The 19,930-nt window shown below is 73.0% G+C and carries 19 protein-coding genes and 1 pseudogene; 11 read left to right on the top strand and 9 right to left on the bottom strand.

Going from position 1 to position 19,930, the window contains the following annotated elements; genetic code table 11:
* Positions 1-1,575: 1,575 nt before the first annotated feature.
* Positions 1,576-2,472: an SDR family oxidoreductase gene (locus IEY99_RS27705; RefSeq protein WP_189207053.1), complete on the bottom strand. Its 897-nt coding sequence runs from the start codon at positions 2,470-2,472 to the stop codon at positions 1,576-1,578.
* Between the two features lie 90 nt (positions 2,473-2,562).
* On the opposite strand from IEY99_RS27705, the gene IEY99_RS27700 reads away from it, so the two are divergent.
* The gene (locus IEY99_RS27700) at positions 2,563-2,949 is read left to right on the top strand and encodes a DUF1049 domain-containing protein (protein ID WP_189207017.1); all 387 of its coding nucleotides are present in this window, start codon (positions 2,563-2,565) and stop codon (positions 2,947-2,949) included.
* Between the two features lie 36 nt (positions 2,950-2,985).
* Here the strand turns inward: IEY99_RS27700 and IEY99_RS27695 are convergent, their stop codons facing one another.
* Positions 2,986-3,756, bottom strand: a complete 771-nt coding sequence (locus IEY99_RS27695) for a DNA-directed RNA polymerase II (RefSeq protein WP_189207016.1) — start codon at positions 3,754-3,756, stop codon at positions 2,986-2,988.
* Positions 3,757-3,855: 99 nt separating this feature from the next.
* Between IEY99_RS27695 and IEY99_RS27690 the strand changes: the two genes are divergently transcribed.
* Entirely contained in the window at positions 3,856-5,088 is a 1,233-nt protein-coding gene (locus tag IEY99_RS27690) for a GNAT family N-acetyltransferase (protein WP_189207015.1), read from the top strand.
* A gap of 389 nt (positions 5,089-5,477) precedes the next feature.
* Positions 5,478-5,663: pseudogene (locus IEY99_RS27685) on the top strand (hypothetical protein); the annotation flags it as partial.
* 23 nt (positions 5,664-5,686) lie between these two features.
* Here IEY99_RS27685 and IEY99_RS27680 read toward each other — a convergent pair.
* The 4 genes from IEY99_RS27680 to IEY99_RS27665 form a co-directional block, all read right to left on the bottom strand.
* Positions 5,687-6,160 carry a ribose-5-phosphate isomerase gene (locus IEY99_RS27680; RefSeq protein WP_189207014.1) on the bottom strand — a complete coding sequence of 158 codons (474 nt, stop codon included), beginning with the start codon at positions 6,158-6,160 and terminating at the stop codon, positions 5,687-5,689.
* A gap of 23 nt (positions 6,161-6,183) precedes the next feature.
* On the bottom strand, positions 6,184-7,104 hold the full coding sequence (locus IEY99_RS27675; RefSeq protein WP_189207013.1) for an alpha/beta hydrolase: 921 nt from the start codon (positions 7,102-7,104) through the stop codon (positions 6,184-6,186).
* A gap of 2 nt (positions 7,105-7,106) precedes the next feature.
* The gene (locus tag IEY99_RS27670; protein ID WP_189207012.1) at positions 7,107-8,297 is read right to left on the bottom strand and encodes a DUF1015 family protein; all 1,191 of its coding nucleotides are present in this window, start codon (positions 8,295-8,297) and stop codon (positions 7,107-7,109) included.
* 62 nt (positions 8,298-8,359) lie between these two features.
* Positions 8,360-8,596, bottom strand: coding sequence for a hypothetical protein (locus IEY99_RS27665; RefSeq protein WP_189207011.1), 237 nt, complete (start codon positions 8,594-8,596; stop codon positions 8,360-8,362).
* Positions 8,597-8,793: 197 nt separating this feature from the next.
* Here IEY99_RS27665 and pepN point away from each other — a divergent pair, with 197 nt between their 5' ends.
* The gene (gene pepN / locus IEY99_RS27660; RefSeq protein ID WP_189207010.1) at positions 8,794-11,349 is read left to right on the top strand and encodes an aminopeptidase N; all 2,556 of its coding nucleotides are present in this window, start codon (positions 8,794-8,796) and stop codon (positions 11,347-11,349) included.
* A gap of 118 nt (positions 11,350-11,467) precedes the next feature.
* Positions 11,468-12,031 carry a Uma2 family endonuclease gene (locus IEY99_RS27655; RefSeq protein WP_229799302.1) on the top strand — a complete coding sequence of 188 codons (564 nt, stop codon included), beginning with the start codon at positions 11,468-11,470 and terminating at the stop codon, positions 12,029-12,031.
* A 15-nt stretch (positions 12,032-12,046) separates the two neighbouring features.
* Here IEY99_RS27655 and IEY99_RS27650 read toward each other — a convergent pair whose 3' ends face one another.
* Positions 12,047-12,430, bottom strand: a complete 384-nt coding sequence (locus IEY99_RS27650; protein WP_189207051.1) for a DUF5130 family protein — start codon at positions 12,428-12,430, stop codon at positions 12,047-12,049.
* Between the two features lie 91 nt (positions 12,431-12,521).
* Positions 12,522-12,776, bottom strand: coding sequence for an aa3-type cytochrome oxidase subunit CtaJ (ctaJ, locus tag IEY99_RS27645; RefSeq protein ID WP_229799301.1), 255 nt, complete (start codon positions 12,774-12,776; stop codon positions 12,522-12,524).
* 256 nt (positions 12,777-13,032) lie between these two features.
* Here ctaJ and IEY99_RS27640 point away from each other — a divergent pair, with 256 nt between their 5' ends.
* Together IEY99_RS27640 and IEY99_RS27635 are read left to right on the top strand one after the other, a co-directional pair.
* The gene (locus IEY99_RS27640) at positions 13,033-13,521 is read left to right on the top strand and encodes a hypothetical protein (RefSeq protein ID WP_189207009.1); all 489 of its coding nucleotides are present in this window, start codon (positions 13,033-13,035) and stop codon (positions 13,519-13,521) included.
* Between the two features lie 106 nt (positions 13,522-13,627).
* The gene (locus IEY99_RS27635) at positions 13,628-14,509 is read left to right on the top strand and encodes a class F sortase (protein WP_189207008.1); all 882 of its coding nucleotides are present in this window, start codon (positions 13,628-13,630) and stop codon (positions 14,507-14,509) included.
* A 13-nt stretch (positions 14,510-14,522) separates the two neighbouring features.
* Here IEY99_RS27635 and IEY99_RS27630 read toward each other — a convergent pair whose 3' ends face one another.
* Positions 14,523-15,065, bottom strand: coding sequence for an HNH endonuclease (locus IEY99_RS27630; RefSeq protein WP_189207007.1), 543 nt, complete (start codon positions 15,063-15,065; stop codon positions 14,523-14,525).
* Positions 15,066-15,290: 225 nt separating this feature from the next.
* On the opposite strand from IEY99_RS27630, the gene IEY99_RS27625 reads away from it, so the two are divergent.
* From IEY99_RS27625 to IEY99_RS27610, 4 genes are all read left to right on the top strand, one after another.
* Positions 15,291-16,373, top strand: a complete 1,083-nt coding sequence (locus IEY99_RS27625; RefSeq protein WP_189207006.1) for a mechanosensitive ion channel family protein — start codon at positions 15,291-15,293, stop codon at positions 16,371-16,373.
* Positions 16,374-16,590: 217 nt separating this feature from the next.
* Positions 16,591-18,222: an MFS transporter gene (locus IEY99_RS27620; protein ID WP_189207005.1), complete on the top strand. Its 1,632-nt coding sequence runs from the start codon at positions 16,591-16,593 to the stop codon at positions 18,220-18,222.
* Positions 18,219-18,626: a globin gene (locus IEY99_RS27615; protein ID WP_189207004.1), complete on the top strand. Its 408-nt coding sequence runs from the start codon at positions 18,219-18,221 to the stop codon at positions 18,624-18,626. The genes IEY99_RS27620 and IEY99_RS27615 overlap by 4 nt, the downstream gene beginning before the upstream one ends.
* Before the next feature lie 38 nt (positions 18,627-18,664).
* Positions 18,665-19,924 carry a PKD domain containing protein gene (locus tag IEY99_RS27610; protein ID WP_189207003.1) on the top strand — a complete coding sequence of 420 codons (1,260 nt, stop codon included), beginning with the start codon at positions 18,665-18,667 and terminating at the stop codon, positions 19,922-19,924.
* Positions 19,925-19,930 lie beyond the last annotated feature (6 nt).

Genomic DNA, 19,930 nt, shown 5'->3' with positions numbered 1-19,930 from the left:
GCTGACGGCATAGGAGCCGCAGCCTGCCCGCGGCCGTAATTGCCAAAGGCGAACCTGAGGAGGGGAGGCAGTGTTGGAAAATCGGCACCGCCCTAAGGATGATGGCCCAACCCGTCGCCGGGTGGGGCGTCACCGACGGGCAACCCGTCAGCTCCCGCGACCCTCGATCGAGGGAGTTGGCCTCGTAGTACGGAGTATCGATCTGCTCTTCCGAGCGCAGAACCTGCTCCAAATGCACGAGACCCCTGGAGCCGGTTGGCTGCACAGGGGTTTCGTGGAGTTTGTCGACTGGATCAGCCTTCTCTTCCCATAGAGTCCGCGGCCACCAGACGACTGTGAGGACGGGGCTCGCGTTCGCAGCGCGGGCCTCGTTCCGTATGGAAACACACCATCACGAACTTTCGCGAACTTCTGCGAAGTTTTGTTTCCTCCTGGAGTCTCCGACTTTCCGATCCAGACGTCAAGCTGTTGGCGTATCACCAGTGATACGCGACATGCCGGTTGAGCAGCGCCTACGTAAGATGCTGCAGCTTGACTGGTCGGCGTGTCGGACGCCCAATCGTGGGCACTGCCCGGGGCACCCGCCCGCCACAACCCGTTCGCGAGTACCGTTCGGTGCTGCGACAGTGGCAGAACCTAGCCCAAGGGACCTTGCAGCGGAGCGTCCCCGCAGTTCTCGGCGTCGAGCGGTGTTCTCGTCCCATAGTGACCGTGACCGCGTCACCGGCGAGCGTTGCCGAATTCGCCTGTACTAGATCAAGGCGGCCCGCAAGCGGGCCGCGCGGCTCGCCCGGCGCCCGGCCGGGCACCCCAGAGGGGCCCCACCCCGCCGGCCACCGGCCAGCCGCAGCCGGGACGCTTCCCGCACGGCAAAGCCCGTCGAGCAAGGGGGACGCTGTCCGTCGTGTGCGAGGTAGTCGGCCCCCTGCGGGATCGCCCGAATCCTGGCGAGGTCAACCCCATCACCGGCGAGGGATGGTCGCAGGTGATGGGTACCGGCAGGACTCCCGTACCTGGCCGTGAAGCGGTTGAGGTCAGGTCAAAGGCTCGCCTCTATGGGACGTGAGAGACACGCAAGGCCGTACCACCTTGCGGGTTCCTGCTGCTCAGCCTGTGCTTGCCTACCGAGACCGACGACCCAAGGGCAGGCCCGCTCCACCAGGGTGCGGAACGGGAAAAGCGGAGCTGCGACATGCGCAGCTCCGCTTCCCAAGCTGGGCGGGACTCGAACCCGCAGCCTCCACCCTTACGAAAGGGGCGCTCTATCCGTTGAGCTACCAGGCGACTACGGAGATTGTATCTCGAGGGCTGACCGCGATGGCAGGGCAACATCGCCAGTAGCCAGCAGGCAAACCGTGGCCGTGCCATTCCCGTGCCAGTAGGCCGGTCCGTCGGCGGTCATGACCGGGCAGATGCGGGCACCAACTGACCCGCCTTGAGCAGGCGTTTCGGGCGCACCGGGACAGCCCGGATGATCTTCCAAACTGATTACGCGAGTTCGATTCTCGTCGCCCGCTCCGACGACGAAGGCCCAGGTCAGACGCACTGACCTGGGCCTTCGTCATGGGTCTGCGCCTAGCTCACCGGCTTGCCGCCGGTCACGCCGAGGACCTCGCCCGTCACGTAGCTGGATTCCTGCGACGCGAAGTAGACGTACGCCGGGGCCAGTTCCGCCGGTTGCCCGGCCCGGCCGAGCGGGGTGTCGGCGCCGAACTTCTCGACCTTCTCCGCCGGCATCGTGGTCGGGATCAGCGGCGTCCAGATCGGGCCGGGCGCCACCGCGTTGACCCGGATGCCCTGTTCGGCCAGGTCCTCCGCCAGGGCCTTGGTGAACGCGACGATGCCGCCCTTGGTGGTCGCGTAGTCCAGCAGCGCGCTCGACGACAGGTACGCCTGCACCGACGCGGTGTTGATGATCGCCGAACCCGGCGGCATGTGCGGCACCGCCGCCCGGCACAGCCAGAACATCGCGTACAGGTTGGTCTTCATGACCCGGTCGAACTGCTCGGTGGTGATCTCGGCGATGCCGCCCGGCTGGGCCATCTGGTACGCGGCGTTGTTGACCAGGATGTCCACGCCGCCGAGATCCTGGACGGCGCGGTCCACGATCGCCGCGCAGAGCGCCTCGTCGCGGATGTCGCCGGGTACGGTCACCGCCTTGCGCCCGGCCTCCTCGACGAGGTTCGCCGTGTCGCGCGCGTCCGGCTCTTCCTCCGGCAGGTACGAGATCAGCACGTCGGCGCCCTCGCGGGCGTAGGCGATGGCGACCGCCCGCCCGATGCCGGAGTCGCCGCCGGTGATGATCGCCCGCCGCCCGGTGAGGCGGCCGCTGCCGCGGTAGGTCTCCTCGCCGTGGTCCGGCCGGTCGGGCATCGCGCCGGTGAGGCCGGGGTACGGCTGGTCGCCGCCGTCGAGGGCGGGTTCGGGATACTGGCCGCGCGGGTCCTGGCGCGTGTACTGGTCCTGGGTCATGGCGGTCGCATGCCCGGACACGGGCCACGCTAACCCGCCGAATGCGGAGTTCGCGGACCTGGGCGGGCGATCTGCGGAACACTGTCAGTCATGGCGTACTCCCCCGAGAACCGGCCGGTGCCGGAGGCTCCTCACCTGCTGCCGGACGGCGCCGCGGCCCATGCCGACCACGCGCCGCCGCTGCCGGACGAACTTGCGCGGACGCTGGCCGGGCTGGGGCCCGCCGGCGCCGCCCCGGCCCCGCGCGGCGCGTCCGGGACGCGGTCCCGTCCGCTGGCGCTGGGGCTGGTCGGGACGGTGCTGCTGCTCGCCCTGGTCTTCCTCGTGCAGAACACCGGCGGAGTGGAGATCGGCTTCCTCTGGGCCCAGGGCCGGATCCCGTTGGCCGTGGCGCTGCTGGCCGCGGGAATGGCGGGGGCCGCGATCTCTCGGGCCGTGGCCGCCGCCCGGGTCACCCCGAGGCGCCGCCGCCGCTGAGTCGCCGGCGGAGACCGGCACCCACGCGCCGCGGGCTCAGCGGGCCAGGTCGACGACCCAGTTGACCGCCTTCATGACCCACTCGGTCTGGCGCAGGTGGGCGATGCCCACGCCGGCCAGGAAGAGGCCCGCCACGATGTGCGCGCCCCGCGCCGTACGCCGTTCGCGGCCGAACTGGCGCTCCAGCACGAGCCGGCCCACCAGCCGCGACAGCGCGAAGACGCCGCCGGCCACCACCACCGACACCAGGAAGACCACGATCGGCGTGCTGAGGTCGCCGTCCGTCGAGATGGCCCAGATGCCCCAGCAGACGAAGGCGAACAGCAGCCCCGCGAAGCTCCACTCGCCGCCGCGGCGGAGCTGGGCGACGTGCCAGCTCAACGGGTGGCGCTGGACGGGCGGCGCGGCGCCCGGCCAGCCCGTGCCGGTCGGCTCGTGCTCCGCCACGAACTGCTGCTGCGGGCGCGGGGTGACGGCGGCGCGGCCACTGGAGAACGGCGAGGGCGGCGGCGCGGCGGGGACGTCGGGTGCCGGACCCGGGTGCGCGGACCGGGCCGGGCCGACGGCGCCCTGCACACGGGTCGGGTCGGACCCGCCGGGCCGGCGAGCCGGGTCGGCGGCGCCCTGCAGCCGGGTCGGGTCGGAGCCGCCGGGCCGGCTGGCCGGGCCGGGGCCGCCGTACTGGCGGGTGGGGTCGTAGGACGGTGCGGCCGCGCGGGGCGGCATGTCCGTCGTCGGCGGATCGGCCCAGGGATCCTGCGGCGGCATGTCGAGCGTCCGCTCCGGCCACTGCGGTTGCTCTGGCATCGTCCCCTCCCCTGGAACGGCCGGTCGCCGCCCCACATCGAGAGTAGCGAGCCCGCATAATCGCTCGCCGTGCCGCGCGCCGTCCGTTACACAAACAGCATGGACGGCTTCGAACCGACGATCAGGGTGGGCACGGCGGAGGACTGGGACACGATCTCGGACCTGCTGGGCCGTGTCTTCCATCACACGCCGTCGCGGGAGGAACGCGACATCGAGGGCGCGGTGTTCGAGCCCGAGCGGTCGCTCGTCGTCGAGGACGCCGGCACCGTGGTCGGCCACGCGGCCGCGTACACGAGGGAACTGACCGTGCCCGGTGCGATCGTGCCGGCCGCCCATGTGACCGCCGTCGGCGTCGCGCCGACCCACCGGCGGCGCGGGCTGCTCACCCGGATGATGCACCGGCAGCTGCGCGAGGTCGCGGCCGCCGGCCGCGAGCCGATCGCGGTCCTCTGGGCCAGCGAGACCCGGATCTACCCACGGTTCGGGTACGGGCCCGCGGCCCAGCGGCTGCTGATGAACGTCATGACCCGCGAGATCCAGCTGCCCGCCGCGGTGGGCGACGGCCGGCTGCGCCTGGTCGAGCCGCTCGCGTCGATCGCCGAGCTGACCAAGGTGTACGAGGGTCTGCGCGCCACCCGCACCGGCTGGTCCAACCGCGACGAACGGTGGTGGCGCTTCGTGCTCGCGGACCCCGCGTCGCGCCGCGAGGGTGCCACGGCACTGCAGGGCGTCGTGTACGAGACCGCCGACGGGCCCACCGGGTACGCGCTCTGGCGCACCAAGTCCCGCTGGAACGACCACGGCCCGGACTGCGAGGTGCGGGTCCGTGAGGTGGTCGCGGCCGACCCGGAGGCCTATCTGGCGCTGTGGCGGTTCGTGCTCTCCATCGATCTCGCCCGGACGGCGACGGTGCCCTACGCGGCCGTGGACGAGCCGTTGCAGTATCTGGTCGACGAGCCGCGCCGCCTCGGCAGCACCCTGGCCGACGCCCTGTGGATCCGCATCGTCGACCTGCCCCGCGCGCTGACCGCCCGCCGCTACGCGGCCCCGCTCGACGTCGTGCTCGACGTGACGGATCCGCTGCTGGCACCGAACACCGGTCGCTGGCGGCTGACCGTCGACGCCTCCGGGAAGGCGGGCTGTGCCCGTACGGATGACGCCGCGGACCTGGCCTGCACCGTGCGGGAGCTGGGTACGGCTTATCTCGGGGCGGTGTCGCCGGCCACGCTCGGCGCGGCCGGCGCCGTCCGGGAGCTGACGCCCGGCGCGCTGCAGGCGGTGTCGACGGCGTTCCGCTGGCATCTGCTGCCGAATCCGACCGAGATGTTCTAGGTGGGCGCCGCGGCGGTAGGTTCGGCGTCATGGGTGACGAACCCGGACGCCGGCGCCGCCGCGTGCGTCCCTTCCCCTCGGCGCCGTCCGCGACCACCGCGGCGACCGACCCGGCCACCGACCCGTCCGCCGCGACCGTGACCCCGGCACCCGGACCCGCGTCCGCGGCCCCGGCATCCGGACCGCCGCCCGCGGCACCGAGCCCGGCCGGCCGGCCGCCCGCGGCTCCGGCTGCCGGCCGCGCGTCTGCGGCCCCGGGTCCGGCCCCCGGACCGCCGCCCGCCACGACCGCGAGCCCCGCGTCGCGGGGGCAGACCACCACCCGGACCGCCGGCGCCCGTGCCGTCGCGGGCTCCCGTGCCGCGCCGGCCTCCCGGCCCGCCGGGGAGGACCAGTCCGAGCGCGGCCTGCGCGGGCTCGTGGGCTCCGGCTCGTCACAGGTCAGCGTGACGGCGGCGATGCGGGCCCGGGACGCGACCCGCCCGTCCGCGGAGCAGCTGGCCGACGCCGAGCGCGATCTCGTGATCGTCCGCCGGAACTGGGTCCCGCGCGAGGACCTGCCGAAGGGCCGCTGACCCGGCCGGTCCGGCGGTCGCGCTCAGGCCTGCGGAAGCGGCGGCAGCTCGCGGGTGCCCTCGAAGGCGGTGAGCTGGCCGATGCGGCGCACGTGCCGCTCGTCGCCGGAGAACGGGGTGGTCAGGAAGGCCTCCGCCATCGCCGTCGCCTCGTCCAGGGTGTGCTGGCGGGCGCCGATGGCCAGGACGTTGGAGTCGTTGTGCTGGCGGGCCAGCTGGGCGATCTCGACCTTCCAGGCCAGCGCCGACCGGACGCCGGGCACCTTGTTGGCGGCGATCTGCTCGCCGTTGCCCGAGCCGCCGATGACGATGCCCAGGCTGCCCTCGTCGGCGACCACCTTCGCGCCGGTGTGGAAGCAGAACGCCGGGTAGTCGTCCTCGGGGTCGTAGACGTGCGGGCCGACGTCGACGACGTCGTATCCCTGCTTGGCGAGGTGGTTGACGAGGTGGCTCTTCAGCTCGTAGCCGGCGTGGTCGGAACCGAGGTAGACGCGCATGACGGCAGTCTGTCAAACGCCGATCAGAAGGTCAGCGCCGCCCGGAGGCTCGCGGCGATCTGGTCCGCGGCGGCCCGGGCCGCGTCGAAGAGGGCGAGCTTGCGGGCGAAGCCGTGGTTGACGCCGGCGTAGCGGACGTGGACGACCGGCACCCCGGCCGCGAGCAGCGCGTCGGCGTAGTCGGCCCCCTCGTCGCGCAGGACGTCGTACTCCGCGGTGATGAGCAGGGTGGCCGGCATGCCGGCGAGGTCCCCGGCGGCCAGCGGCGCCACGTCGGGGCCGAAACGGTCCGCCGGGGCGGGGACGTAGGTCTCCCAGGCGAGCCGCATCGAGGCCCGGTCGAGGCCGTAGTCGCCGAGCTCGTCGTACGACTCGGAGGCCGTCATCGGGTCGATCGCCGGGTAGATGAGCACCTGGTAGTCCAGCGGCGTGGTCGCGTCCCGCTGGCGGCGGGCCGCGACCGTGGCGAGCTGGCCTCCCGCGCTGTCGCCCCCGATGGCCAGCCGCGACGGGTCGACGCCGAGGCTCGCGCCCTCCTTGCGGATCCAGGCCAGCACGGTCTCGACGTCGTCGAGCGCGGCCGGGTGGACGTGCTCGGGGGCGAGGCGGTAGTCCACCGACAGCACCGCGCAGCCGGAGCGGTCGGCGATCCGCCGGCAGAGCCGGTCGACCGTCTCCACGCTTCCGTAGCACCAGCCGCCGCCGTGCACGTAGACGAAGACGGGCGCGCCGGTGCGGGTGGCGTAGAGCCGGCAGGGGACGCCGCCCGCATCCAGGTCGGCCACCACCGGCAGCGGGATGGCCGGGCCGCATTCCCGCTCGTTGGAGTCCTCCATGGCCTGCCGGGCGTAGCGCAACCGTTCGCGGGGCTCGGCCGCCAGCACCTCGGCCGAGGGGCGCTGGCGGATCGCGAGAGAGGCCTCGACCTGGGGATGGAGAGCCATGGTCAGTCGAGCTGGGCCAGCACGAGGCCGCCGCGCGCCTTGGGGGTGAACCAGGTGCTCTTGCGGGGCAGCTTCTGCCGGGCCAGGTTCACCGCAACGAAGTCGTCGACGGTCACCGGCGCGATCAGCACCGCCAGCTCGGCGCGGCCGGCGTCGACCTCGCCGCGCAGCCACTCGGCCGGATAGTCGCCCCCGACGTACGAGATCCGCTTGTCGCCCGGGTCCAGCCCGAGCGCGTCGCGCAGCAGCACCCGCTCGACCAGGGCGTGGTCGAGGTTCTCCACCGCCGGGGCGCCCTCGGCCGCAGGCAGCGTGACCGCGTAGGACGTGCCGTGCGCGTACAGGTGGATGGTGCCCTTGGCCGGGATGTCCGCGGGGCGCGGCAGCTCCTCGACCCGCGCGCCGGCCGCGGTGAGCTGCCCGACCAGGTCGTCGACCGGCAGCTCGGCGACGAGCCGGTTGTAGGGCTGGATGGCGACCGACGCCGGGGTGGTCACCACGGCGAGGAAGCGCGGCAGGCCGCCGGTCTGCGCGGCGAGGCTGCGGTGGTTGCCGTCGGCGACGACGAGCTCGCCGCCACCGGCGAGCGCGATCAGGTCGTCCTGCAGCGGCCCGGCGCCGACGACCCAGATCGCGTGCGTGCGCCCGCTCTGGTCCTGGTCGGTCGCGGCCGGGGGCCCGGCCGCCTCGGTCGCCGCGGCGAGCGCGGCGTGCAGCTGGTCGCCCTTGCCGGTCTGCAGCAGGAGTACGGGAGAGAGCAGCGTGCGCAACGTCTCGGCGAGGGCCACGCGCTCGCGCACCTTGGCGATGAACACGTCCTCGTTGCGGATCACCAGGCCGGGCTCGTCGGCGCTGGTGGAGATCTGGGCCGTGTCGACCATGGCCCACAGGCCGTACGCGGCCGGCTCACCGGGCGCGCTGATCCGGTAGAGCACGACCACCTGCTCGGCGGGCGTGTAGCAGCCGGCCGCCTTCTGCTCGTCGAGGCGGGTGGCGGCGTCGGACAGGCTGTCGAGGAAGGAGCGGCCCACCGCGTCCGGCGCCCGGTGGGGCATCTCGATGGCCAGCGCGCTGTGCGGATTGGCGGCGATGATCTCGGTGATCTCCGCGTCGTCCGCGAACTCGTCGTAGTTCTGCGCGCCGGTGCCGCCAGTGGTGATCCAGGCCCGGCTGATCGGGTGCACGACCGTCATGACCGCGAACCTACCGAAACGGGCCCCTCCCGTGGGGGCCCGGCCCCCGGCCGTCCCACCCTTCAGGTCGCGCGCCGGTGCCGTCCGTACGCGGGGACCGACGGCATGTTCCCCCGCAGGCGCGCCTCGCGGGCCCGCCGCCGCTGCTGCGCCGTCGCGTCGCCGACCGGCAGGCTGGACACGAGCACGGGCGGCGCGACCATCGCGGCCACGTCGGCGGGCAGGTTCGGGCAGACGCTCGCCCAGGCGCCCCGATGCACCGCGATGGTGCTCGTGGCAACGGTGTCGGATTCGGCCATCGCAGCCTCCGGTCAGGGTGACGGTACTCACCATTCCAACGACAGTCTCACCGCGGACGTGATGTTTTCCGGCGAACTACCCGGAACGACCCCCACGGTGGCAGCGGGGGGTGGTAGGTGCGGGTTCACCGCATAAGGTGGCGTGCGAAGCTCGAGGCGGGGCGACGCGGCCCCTGCCAGCGTGGAGGAGAGTGAACGTGGCCGGAGTTCGTAACCTGACCCAGGTGGAGGCCGCCGAGCGGGCCCGCCTGCTCGAGGTGACGGGGTACGACATCGCCCTGGATCTGACCGACGGCGCCGGGCGCCCGGGCGAGGGCACCTTCCGATCGGTCACCCAGGTCACGTTCCGCTGCGCCGAGCCCGGCGCCCAGACCTTCATCGAGGTCGCCGCCGCGTCCCTGCGGTCCGCGGTGCTCAACGGCACGCCGGTCGACACCTCCGGCTGGTCGGCCGAGAACGGTCTGACGTTGACCGGCCTCGCGGCCGAGAACACCCTCGTCGTGGACGCCGACTTCTTCTTCTCGGCGAGCGGCCAGGGCATGCAGCGCAGCGAGGACCCGGTCGACAAGGAGGTCTACCTCTACAGCCAGTTCGAGACCGCCGACGCCCAGCGGGTCTACGCGGCGTTCGACCAGCCGGACCTGAAGAGCGTGTTCACCTGGCACGCCACGGTGCCGGGGCACTGGAAGGTCGTCTCGAACATGCCGGTGGAGAGCACCGTCGACGCCGAGGCCGGCGCCAAGACGGTCCACTTCGCGACCTCGCCGCGGATGAGCACGTACATCACGGCGCTGTGCGCGGGGCCGTACCACGAGGTCCGCGACAGCCACGACGGCATCGAGCTGGGTGTCTTCTGCCGGGCCTCGATGGCGCAGTACCTCGACGCCGACGACCTGTTCCTCATCACCAAGCAGGGCTTCGACTTCTTCCACGAGCAGTTCGGGGTGCGCTACCCGCTGCCGAAGTACGACCAGCTCTGGGTGCCCGACTTCAACGCCGGCGCGATGGAGAACTTCGGCTGCGTCACGCACGCCGAGGCGCACTACATCTTCCGGTCCCAGGTCACCGACTACGAGTACGAGCAGCGCGCCAACACGATCCTGCACGAGCTGGCCCACATGTGGTTCGGCGACCTGGTGACCATGCGCTGGTGGAACGACCTGTGGCTGAACGAGTCGTTCGCCGAGTGGGCGAGCCACTGGTGCAACACCGGCGCCACCCGTTTCTCCGACGCCTGGACGACGTTCCTGTCGGTCCGCAAGACGTGGGGCTACCGCCAGGACCAGCTCTCGTCGACCCACCCGGTCTACTGCGAGATGCCGGACCTGGAGGCGGTCGAGGTCAACTTCGACGGCATCACGTACGCCAAGGGCGCGAGCGTCATCAAGCAGCTCGTCGCGTACGTCGGGCTGGACGCGTTCCGGGCCGGGCTGCGGGCGTACTTCCAGCGGCACGCGTGGGGCAACGCCACCTTCGACGACCTGCTCACCGAGCTGGAGACGGCGTCCGGGCGCGAGCTGCGCAAGTTCGCCGCGCAGTGGCTCGAGACGGCCCAGGTCAACACGCTGCGGCCGGTGGTGGCGATCGGCGCGGACGGCACGTACGAGAGCGTGGTCGTGCGGCAGGAGGCGCCGGCCGGATACCCGACGCTGCGGACGCACCGCATCGGTGTCGGCCTCTACGACCTGCAGGGCGACCGGCTCGTGCGCCGCGACCGGGTCGAGATCGACGTGAGCGGCGAGGAGACGGCGATCCCCGCGCTGACCGGGGTCCCCGCGGCCGACGTGCTGCTGGTCAACGACGACGACCTCACGTACGCGAAGCTGCGCCTCGACGAGCGCTCGATGGCGACGGTCGTACGCCACATCGACGGCTTCGAGTCGTCGCTGCCGCGGGCGCTGTGCTGGGCGGCCGCCTGGGACATGGTGCGCGACGCCGAGCTGGCGGCCCGCGACTACGTGGCGCTGGTGAGCACCGGCCTGCCCAAGGAACGCGACATCAACCTGACCACGGCCACGCTGCGGCAGGCGGCGACCACGCTGACCATGTACGCCGACCCGCAGTGGGCGCCGACCGGGTGGGCGCAGCTCGCCGGCACGGCCCGCACGGCGCTGGCGGCGGCGGAGCCGGGCAGCGGCTTCCAGCTCGCCTGGGCGCGCGCCTTCATCGGTGCCGCCCGCAGCCCGGAGGAGCTCGCCGTCCTGCGCGGCTGGCTGGAGGGCCGGGACGTGCCGGCGGGCCTCACCGTCGACACCGAGCTGCGCTGGTCGCTGCTGGAGTCGCTGGCCGCCCGGGGCGCCGCGACCGAGGAGGAGATCGCCGCCGAGCTGGATTCGGACCGCACCGCGAGCGGCGAGCGCGAGGCCGCCCTGGCCCGGGCACTGCTGCCCACGCCGGAGAACAAGGCGGCGGTCTGGGCGAAGCTCACCGGCGGCGAGAAGCTGCCGAACTGGCTCAACCGGTCGCTGCTGCAGGGCTTCCAGTCCTCGACGCAGGTGGCGCTGACCGCGCCGTACGCGTCGAAGTTCTTCGAGGTCGTGGACCAGGTGTGGGCGCGCTCGGACAGCGAGCCGGCCCAGGAGTTCGTGATGCTGGCGTACCCGGCCTACCAGGTGAGCGAGGAGACGGTCGCGTCGACCGACGCCTGGCTGGCCGCCGAGGGCCACTCGCCGTCGCTGCGCCGGCTCGTGGCCGAGGGCCGCGACGGCGTGCTGCGCGCCCTGAAGGCCCGGGCCAAGGACGCCTCCGCCTGAGCCGGATGCGGGTCGCGGGGTTCCGTTCCTCGCGACCCGCAGAACTCACCGGGCAGAATTCCACCAGAAACCACACTGCGTGAGTACGCTGACACTCCCCGGTGATGGAGGTGGTGCGGTGGTGGTGATCGGCCAGGGTTCCCCGGTGCGATGGGCCGCCCCCGACGGCCCCTGGACCGAGCCGGATCTGCACCTGTTCCCGCAGGACGGTCACCGCTACGAGATCGTCGACGGCAGCCTGCACGTCACGCCGCCCCTCGACGGTGCGCACGAGACCGTGGTGCAGGCGCTGATCGCCATGCTGCGCGCGGCGGCGCCGGAGGGCTGGTGGATCTGCGACCGGCTCGGCATCGCGCTGAAGACCAGCAACCTCATCCCGGACGTGACCGTGCTGCGGCCGCGCTCGTCCGGCGCGACCTGGGCGGATCCGGCGGACGTCGCCATGGTCGTCGAGGTCGAGTCCGCGACCAGCCGCAGCTACGACCGGCTGCTCAAGCCCGCCCTGTACGCCGGCGCCGGCATCCCCTGCTACTGGCGCGTCGCGCCGGAGCCGGAGCCGGTGCTGTTCGTGCACGAGCTGGGCGCCGACGGCTATCTGCCGGCGAAGACGATTCAGGGCGCCGACCCCGTGAAGGTCGACGCCCCGTTCCCGGTGCGGGTCTCCCCGGGCACCTGGTCGTAGCTCGCTCCCGGCGGCTCAGTGGCGGCCGGCGTGGGACGCCAGCTGGTCGAGGCCGGCGAGGACGCCGCCCGCCAGGTCTCCTCCGGCGAACGCCGCGGCCATCGAGAGCGCGGCGAGCTTGGCGTCGCGGTCGGAAATGCGCTTGCGGGCCTCCGCGCCGGTGACGATCTCCAGGATCCGCTGGTTGGGCGAGATCGCGATGAGTACCGCGCGGGCCGCGCCCTGGAGCTGACGGTGCAGCTGCTCGGCGCTCTCCCGGGTGGGCTCGGCCAGGTCGCCGATGTAGACGCTGAAGGTCAGGCCGGTCTGCTGGTCGGCGACGCGCAGCGCCTCGTCGAGGCGCAGCAGTTGCCGCGTCGAGAACGGACCGTCGAGCGCCGCGATGCCCTCGGGGGACATGGCCAGCTCGGGCCGCTCGGTCAGCGTCGGGCCGCCCGGGTGGTCGAGCGCGGTCAGCGGCTGCTCTTCGACGCTGACGAACGCCTGCTGCTCACCAACGGTCACTTGCGCCTCCTACCGGTCCGGGCCGCTGCCGGCCCGACTCTTCCCCGACGCCCGGCTCCAGCGCCGCACGGCCGGAGGTCTTGCCGCCGAAGGCCGGACTCACCTGCGCGGGCGAGGCCAGGAACCACATCGGCGCGAAGTCGTACGGCCGGCCGGGCCGGTAACGACGGTCGGGCCGGTTGTGGCGCCCGCCGAGGGCCGCCAGGGCCGAGATCACGACGATGACCGCCAAGGGGATCACCGCGAAGACCAGAATCGTGCTGAATATCGACAACCTCAACGCCCCCAGGCGTCAAAAGGAACCGGGCCAAGTCACTGTGTTCCCAGTGATCCGAACGTCAATCACGGTAGCGGAGTGGGCGCCGTCACGGAGCGCCGGGTGTCAAGACCCACTACGTGGGATCTCGCGGGCGGCGCGAAATCGGCGCCGAGGTGCGAAAATCACCCCTGACGCGCTGTCCGGGAGGTTTCCGCCCGGGCGACAGGAAGGGGAGGCCATGCGCCCGTTCGTCCCGGCCGCGCTCGCCATGTGCACGCTGGCCCTGCCGGTCGCCCTGCTGCCGCCCTCCCCCGCGTCGGCGGCCGCCGTCTTCGTCGAGACCAGCCCCAGCACCGCCCGCGCCGGCGACCCGGTCGGCATCCGGGCCAGCTGCGACGACAACCTGACCGCCGCCAAGGTGACGGCGGGCCCGATGGGCAGCGTCACGGTGTCTCCGCGGTACGGCTTCCTGACCGCCACCGTCCGGGTGCCCGCCACCACCGACCCGGGCGCCTACCGGATCGAGCTGCGCTGCCCCGACGGCAAGACGGCCACGACCACGCTGCACGTGGTGGCCAGGGTCGAGCCGGCGCGCGGCCCGGCGACCGGCGCCGGCGGCACCGCACCGGGCCGGTCGGCGCAGATCCTGCTCGGCGGCGGAGCGACGGCGCTCGCGGCCGGCATCCTCGTGGGCGTGGCGGCACTGCGCCGCCGCCGGGTGAGCTGAGGCGCGGCCCATGTCGCGCCCGGACCCGGCCGACCCCGGGCCCCGCGCTCCCGAGCGAGCCACGCCCCGACCCCGGACGCCGGAGGGAGCCACACCCGGTCCCCGCATGCCGGAGTCGGTGCTGCGCCGCCGCCCCGCCGAGATCACCGCCCGGTCCGAGACCGCCGCCCGGCCCGAAACCGCCGCGCGGGCCGGGACCGCCCGTCCGGTCCCGCCGGCGTCTCCGGTGGCGCGCCTCGCGGTGACGGCCACGCCGTCCGGAGCGATGGTGCCGCCACGCCGCTTGCCTCCGCCGCCGCACGCGCCGGGGCGGCCGCTCCGGGACTCCTGGCGCCGCAGGCGGCTCCCAGCGCCCTCCCCCGTGCGCGGCCGCCGGCCCATGCCGCTGGGGATGATCGCCGCGGTGCTGGTCTTCGTGGGCCTCTTCGCGCTCGGCGCGGGTGTCGGCGCCGCCACCGGGTTCGACGTCCGCGACCTGTTCCGGGGGCCGGACAAGCCGCCGCCGCGCGACTTCCCGGTGCTCGACCCCAGCCCGCCGAAGCGACTGATGATCCCGGCCATCAAAGTGGAGGCGCCGGTGCTCCCGGTGGGGCTGGCGAAGGACGGCTCCGTGGACGTACCCCCGCCGAACCGCAACGAGACGGGGTGGTTCGGGGAGGGTCCCACACCGGGGCAGTTCGGTCCCGCGCTGATCGTGGGCCATGTGGACACCGACACCCGTCCGGGGGTCTTCCACCAGCTCCGCAACCTGCGGCCGGGTCAGCGGATCGAGGTCCTCCGGGAGGATGACGAGACGGCCGTCTTCCAGGTGAATTCGGTGGAGCGGTTCGGCAAGGCGCGCCTGCCGGTCCAGCGGGTCTACGGCGACTACAGCAGACCGTCGCTGCGGCTGGTCACCTGCGGGGGAACCTGGCTGGGCGCCGGGCGGGGCTACGCCGACAACGTCATCGTGTTCGCGTCCCTGATCGGCACGAAACAGCGGCACTGATCGAACCCGGCGGTCAGGCGGCCTCGGCCTCGACCGGGGTGGGCAGGTCCAGCCAGTCCGCCCAGCGCGGGTCCGGGGTGCGGTGGCCCAGCACCCGCCAGGCCACGCCGCGGGGTGCCTGCGGCGGCGAGTGCAGCCGCCAGCCCAGCTCGGCCGGGGTCTTGTCGCCCTTGCTGTGGTTGCACTTGGCGCACGCCGCGACCACGTTCTCCCAGGCGTGCAGGCCGCCGCGGCTGCGGGGGAAGACGTGGTCGATGGTCTCCGCCGAGCCGCGGCAGTACGCGCAGCGGCCACCGTCGCGAGCGAAGATGGCCCGGCGGGACAGACCCACATGCGTCCGGTACGGCACCTTCACGTACCGGGTGAGACGGACCACCGACGGGACCGGCAGGGCGTGGTGGGCGCTGTGCAGGACGCCGTCCCCGTCGGAGACGCATTCCGCCTTGGCGGTCAGCACCAGGATGGTCGCTCGACGCACCGATACGACGCACAGCGGCTCGTAGGTAGCGTTCAGAACCAACGCGGATGAGCCCACTGTGGGTCGTATGTCAGGCATCGCGATCACCCTTCGGTGTAGGTGCTTGCAACCGCTCCCGATGTGCTTGTCGTCCCGGCCGAGTCTGCGCGAGGGCCCCGTGCCGGCGACCCTCGTGCGCCAATAGTCCCTGATGGATGACGATTTTGCGAGCACAATCTGCTGGCCGGGACGTAAACGTCTGAGGTCTCGTGCGAAGATGTCCGGTTCCTGAGCACCGGCACGCGGCGGGTACGGTGAGGACCCGTGATCCTGCTAGCCCCCACTCCGAACCCGTCCGGAAGCAGCCCGCCGATCTTCGTGACACCCGACGTCACCGAAAGCTGCAAGAACGACACGCTGTGCTCTTGGATCTACGGCGAGACCGGCAACTTGTGGCTGGCCAGCGGCAGCTTCGTGTTCATCGTCAAGCCGCTGAAAATTCTCGCGATCATCCTGGCCGCCATGCTGATCCGCTGGGTGCTGCACCGGGCGATCAGCCGGCTGACCACCTCGAGCTCCCGGGCCGAGATGCCGGCGCTGCTCAAGCCGCTGCGCGAGCGGGCCGCCAAGCAGCCGCAGGCGGCCGAGAACCAGTTCATCCCGGAACGGCGCCGCCAGCGGGCCGAGGCGATCGGCTCGGTGCTGCGCAGCTTCGTCACCGCGGTGGTCTTCACCATGGCGGCCCTGCTGGTGATGGGTGAGCTCGGCTTCAACCTGGGCCCCCTGCTGGCCAGCGCCGGCATCGTGGGCGTGGCGCTGGGCTTCGGCGCGCAGAGCCTGGTCAAGGACCTCATCGCCGGCCTGTTCATGCTGCTGGAGGACCAGTACGGCGTGGGCGACTCGGTGGACCTGGGCGACGCGGTCGGCGTCGTGGAGACGGTCGGGCTGAGGGTGACGACGGTCCGCGACATGCGCGGCGTGCTCTGGTACATCCGCAACGGCGAGATCGTCCGCGTGGGCAACAAGAGCCAGGGGTGGGCGATGGTGGTCATCGACATCCCGATCGGCTTCGTCAACTCCGAGGAGGCGACGGCCGTGCTGCGCGAGGCGGCGCTGGCCCTGGCGGACGAGCCGGAGCACGCCACCGAGTTCCTGGAGCCGCCGGACGTCGTGGGCGTCGAGCAGCTGACCGTGGACGGCGCGGTCATCCGGACCATCGCCAAGACCACCGCGGACGGCCAGCCGGTCGTGCAGCGCGAGTTGCGGCGCCGGCTCACCGAGGCGCTGGAGAGCTCCGGCATCGCCGAACGCATCGCCGTGTCGCGGATGTTGCCGCGCTCGGCGGTCCCGCCGCTGATGCCGGGCGCCGCGCCGGATTCTTCCGGCACGCCGGGAGGTCCCACCTGAGCTGCGGATAGGGCATAGTGGGGGATGTGGCCCCTGGCCGAACGGCCGAGGATCCCCCCGTACGCCCTAGCCACGGATCGACCGATCGGGCAGAATCGTGCAAGAAGCGTCTGCACATGCATCGTCACGTACGCGGGCTGGAATCGTCCGGCCCGCGCTGTCCGTGGCCGGCCGCCCTCGGTGACCCGGTGGCCGTCGCGATCGATGGAGGGCCCTGGTGTCCGACGACCGACCCGCTGCGCAGCTCGGCGACAGGCCCGGCGGCGTGACGGAGCCGGAGCGCCCGGTGACCTTCCGGGACGTCTTCGCGGTCCGCGAGTTCCGAGCCCTGTACGTCTCCCTGGTCGTCAACTGGATCGGCGACTATCTGGCGCGGGCCGCGATCGTCGTGCTCGTCTACCAGCAGAGCCAGTCGGTGCTGCTGTCGGCCGCCTCGTTCGCCGTGGGCTACCTGCCGTGGATCGTCGGCGGACCGGTGCTGGCGGCCGTCGCCGAGCGCTATCCGTACCGAAGGGTCCTGATCGTCTGTGATCTGGCCCGGGCCGTGCCGATCGCCCTGATCGCGCTGCCCGACGTGCCGGTGCCGGTGATCCTGGTGCTGATGTTCGTGGCGATGCTGGGCGCGCCGCCGACCCAGGCGGCCCGCTCCGCGCTGATCCCGCTGATGCTTCCGCGCCATCAGGTGGTGACCGGCCTCGCCGTGAACTCCTCCACGGCGCAGGCCGCCCAGGTGCTCGGCTACCTCGTCGGCGCCTCGCTGGCGGCCGGGGTCGGCGCCCGGCTCGGCCTCGCGCTCGACGCCCTGTCGTTCGTGGTCTCGGCGGCGATCATCGCGGCCGGCGTGCGACCCCGGCCCGCGGCGAGCAGCCGCGAGCGGCGCCGGCATCTGCTGCGGGAGACGAGCGAGGGATACCGGCTGGTCTTCGGCACGCCGCTGCTGCGGTCGGTCGCGCTGATGGTGTTCGCGCTCACCACCTTCACGATCCTGCCGGAGGGCCTCGCGGCGGGCTGGGCGGCGGTTTTCCACGACGATCCCCGGGCGCGCGGTTTCGACCAGGGCCTGATCATGGCCGCCGGGCCGGTGGGCTTCGTGATCGGTGGCCTGGCGGTGGGCCGGTTCGTCCCGCACACCCGCCGGAGCTCGCTGGTCAGGCCGTTCGCCGTGCTGGTACCGCTCGCGCTGGCGCTGACCATGTGGGCGCCCAGCGCGGCGGTGGTCGCCATCCTGGTGGTGATCTCGGGCATCGCGCAGGGCGTGCTCATGCCGACGCTCAACGGCGTCTTCGTGCTCGCCCTGCCGCACGGATACCGCGCCCGGGCCTTCGGCGTCATGCAGGGCGGCATGCAGCTCACCCAGGGCCTGGCGCTCGTCGTCAGCGGCGCGCTCGCGCAGCACTGGACGATCCCGCTGGTCGTCGGGTGGTGGAGCCTCGGCGGACTGGCCCTGATGGCGGCGCTGGCCGCCCGCTGGCGGAGCCACACCGCGACCACCGGGGCGGCCTCCGCCGCGACACCCGCCGAGACCGCCGCGACCACCGATGCCGGAGCCGGGCCACCGGCCGTGGTGGCCCCCTCGCCGGTCCCTCCCCCCGACCCGGGCACGCCGACCGGTACGGTCCCGGCGGCCCCGGGCGGGCCCGCGGGCCGGTCCCGCGGCCAGGACCGGCCGCACGCCTCCGACCTCGGCGCGCACCCGGCCCGCCCGCCGGGACCGGATCTGACCGGCAACGCGGGCCGTCCGCGCGGACCCGCGGAGATGAACGGCGCCAAGGCGCTGCCCCGGGGAAGCGCCGCGCGTTCCACACCCGGGCCGGGCCGTCGCCCGGCTGCTGGCAGACTGGACGGGTGAGCGAGGTCAGCTTCTTCGAGACGGTCGGCGGCGAGCCCACCTTCCGCAAGCTCGTGGACCGGTTCTACGAGGGTGTCGCCGAGGACCCCGTGCTGCGCCCGATGTATCCGGAGGAGGACCTCGGACCGGCCGCCGAGCGGCTGACGTTGTTCCTGATGCAGTACTGGGGCGGTCCCTCCACGTATTCGGCCAGCCGCGGCCACCCGCGCCTGCGGATGCGGCACGCGCCGTTCCGGGTCGGCGCCGAGGAACGCGACGCGTGGCTGCGGCACATGCGCGACGCCGTGGACTCGCTCGAACTGCCCGAGCCGCAGCACACCACGCTCTGGGACTATCTCGAGCGCGCCGCGTACTTCATGGTCAACACGGCGGACGCGCATCCTGGGGGCCCGGCCGCTCGTTGATCGGGGTGACCGCGTCCCGATCCCAGGAGCTGCCACCGATGCGACGCCGCCTGTTCGCCGCTGCCGCGCTGTCCTGCGCCGCCCTGCTGGGCGCGACGCCCGCGGCGGCGGACCTCGCCCACCCCGCGGTGGTGTCCGCGAATCCGGTCGACCACACCCCCCACGTGCTCGACGGCACGGTATGGGCCCTCGCCGTGGTCGGTGACACGGTGGTGGTCGGCGGCAGCTTCACCAAGGTCCAGGACAGCGCCCGCAAGGTCACCTTCGACCGCAGGAACATCTTCGCGTACGGGCTCCGCGACGGCGTCATCCGCCCGTTCGCCCCCGAGGTGGACGCGGCGGTCTACGCCCTGGCGCCCGGCGCCGACAACAGCGTCTACCTCGGCGGCGCCTTCAAGACCGTGAACAAGGCGGCCCAGCGCGGCCTCGCCCGGGTGTCGCTCGGCGACGGCGCCCGGCTACCCGGCTTCGCGGCGCAGATCAACTGGGGTGACGTCCGGGTCCTGGCCGCGCACGGCAGCCGGCTGTACCTCGGCGGCACGTTCTCCGCGGTCAACGGCGTGAAGCGGGTCGGCCTGGCGCGGGTGCACACCAGCTCCGGGGCGGTCGACGCCGGCTTCGACGCCAGGCTGTCCGCGCCCGGGCTGAGCCGCACCCGGGTGGAGCACCTCGACCTCTCCCCCGACGGCCGGCGCCTGGTCATCATCGGCGCGCTGCTCAAGGTCGGCACCGCCGACCGCACGCAGATCGCCATGTTCGACACCACGGGTCCCGCGGCGGCCCTGCTGAGCTGGTACACCGACGCGTACAAGCCGCAGTGCATGGCGGGCTTCGACACCTACCTGCGGCAGGTCAAGTTCTCGCCCGACGGCCGCTGGTTCGTCGTCGTGTCGACCGGCCGCGCCTCGTCCCCCACCAAGCTCTGCGACTCGGCCGCCCGCTTCGAGACCGCCGGCGGCGGCCGCCACAACCCGACCTGGGTCCAGCGCACCGGCGGCGACTCGCTCTACGCGGTCGCGGTGACCGGCAGCGCCGTGTACGTCGGCGGCCACCAGCGCTACCTGGACAACCCGTACGGCAGCGACGCGAAGGGCCCCGGCCCGGGCGCGGTGGCCCGGGTGGGAATCGGCGCACTCCACCCGACGACCGGCCGCGCAATGCCCTGGAACCCCACGCTCAAGCGCAACGTCGGCGTCCGGGCGTTCCGCGCGGTGCCCGAGGGACTGATCGTCGGCTGGGACACCGACCAGCTCGGCAAGGAGTACCACGGCCGCATCGGCATGTTCCCCCTCGCCTGAGCGCAC

This window comes from Couchioplanes azureus, from assembly GCF_014648355.1.
Lineage (GTDB): Bacteria > Actinomycetota > Actinomycetes > Mycobacteriales > Micromonosporaceae > Actinoplanes > Actinoplanes azureus.
Note: the sequence above shows the minus strand (reverse complement) of the source record. Positions and strands in the feature narration are given on the sequence as shown.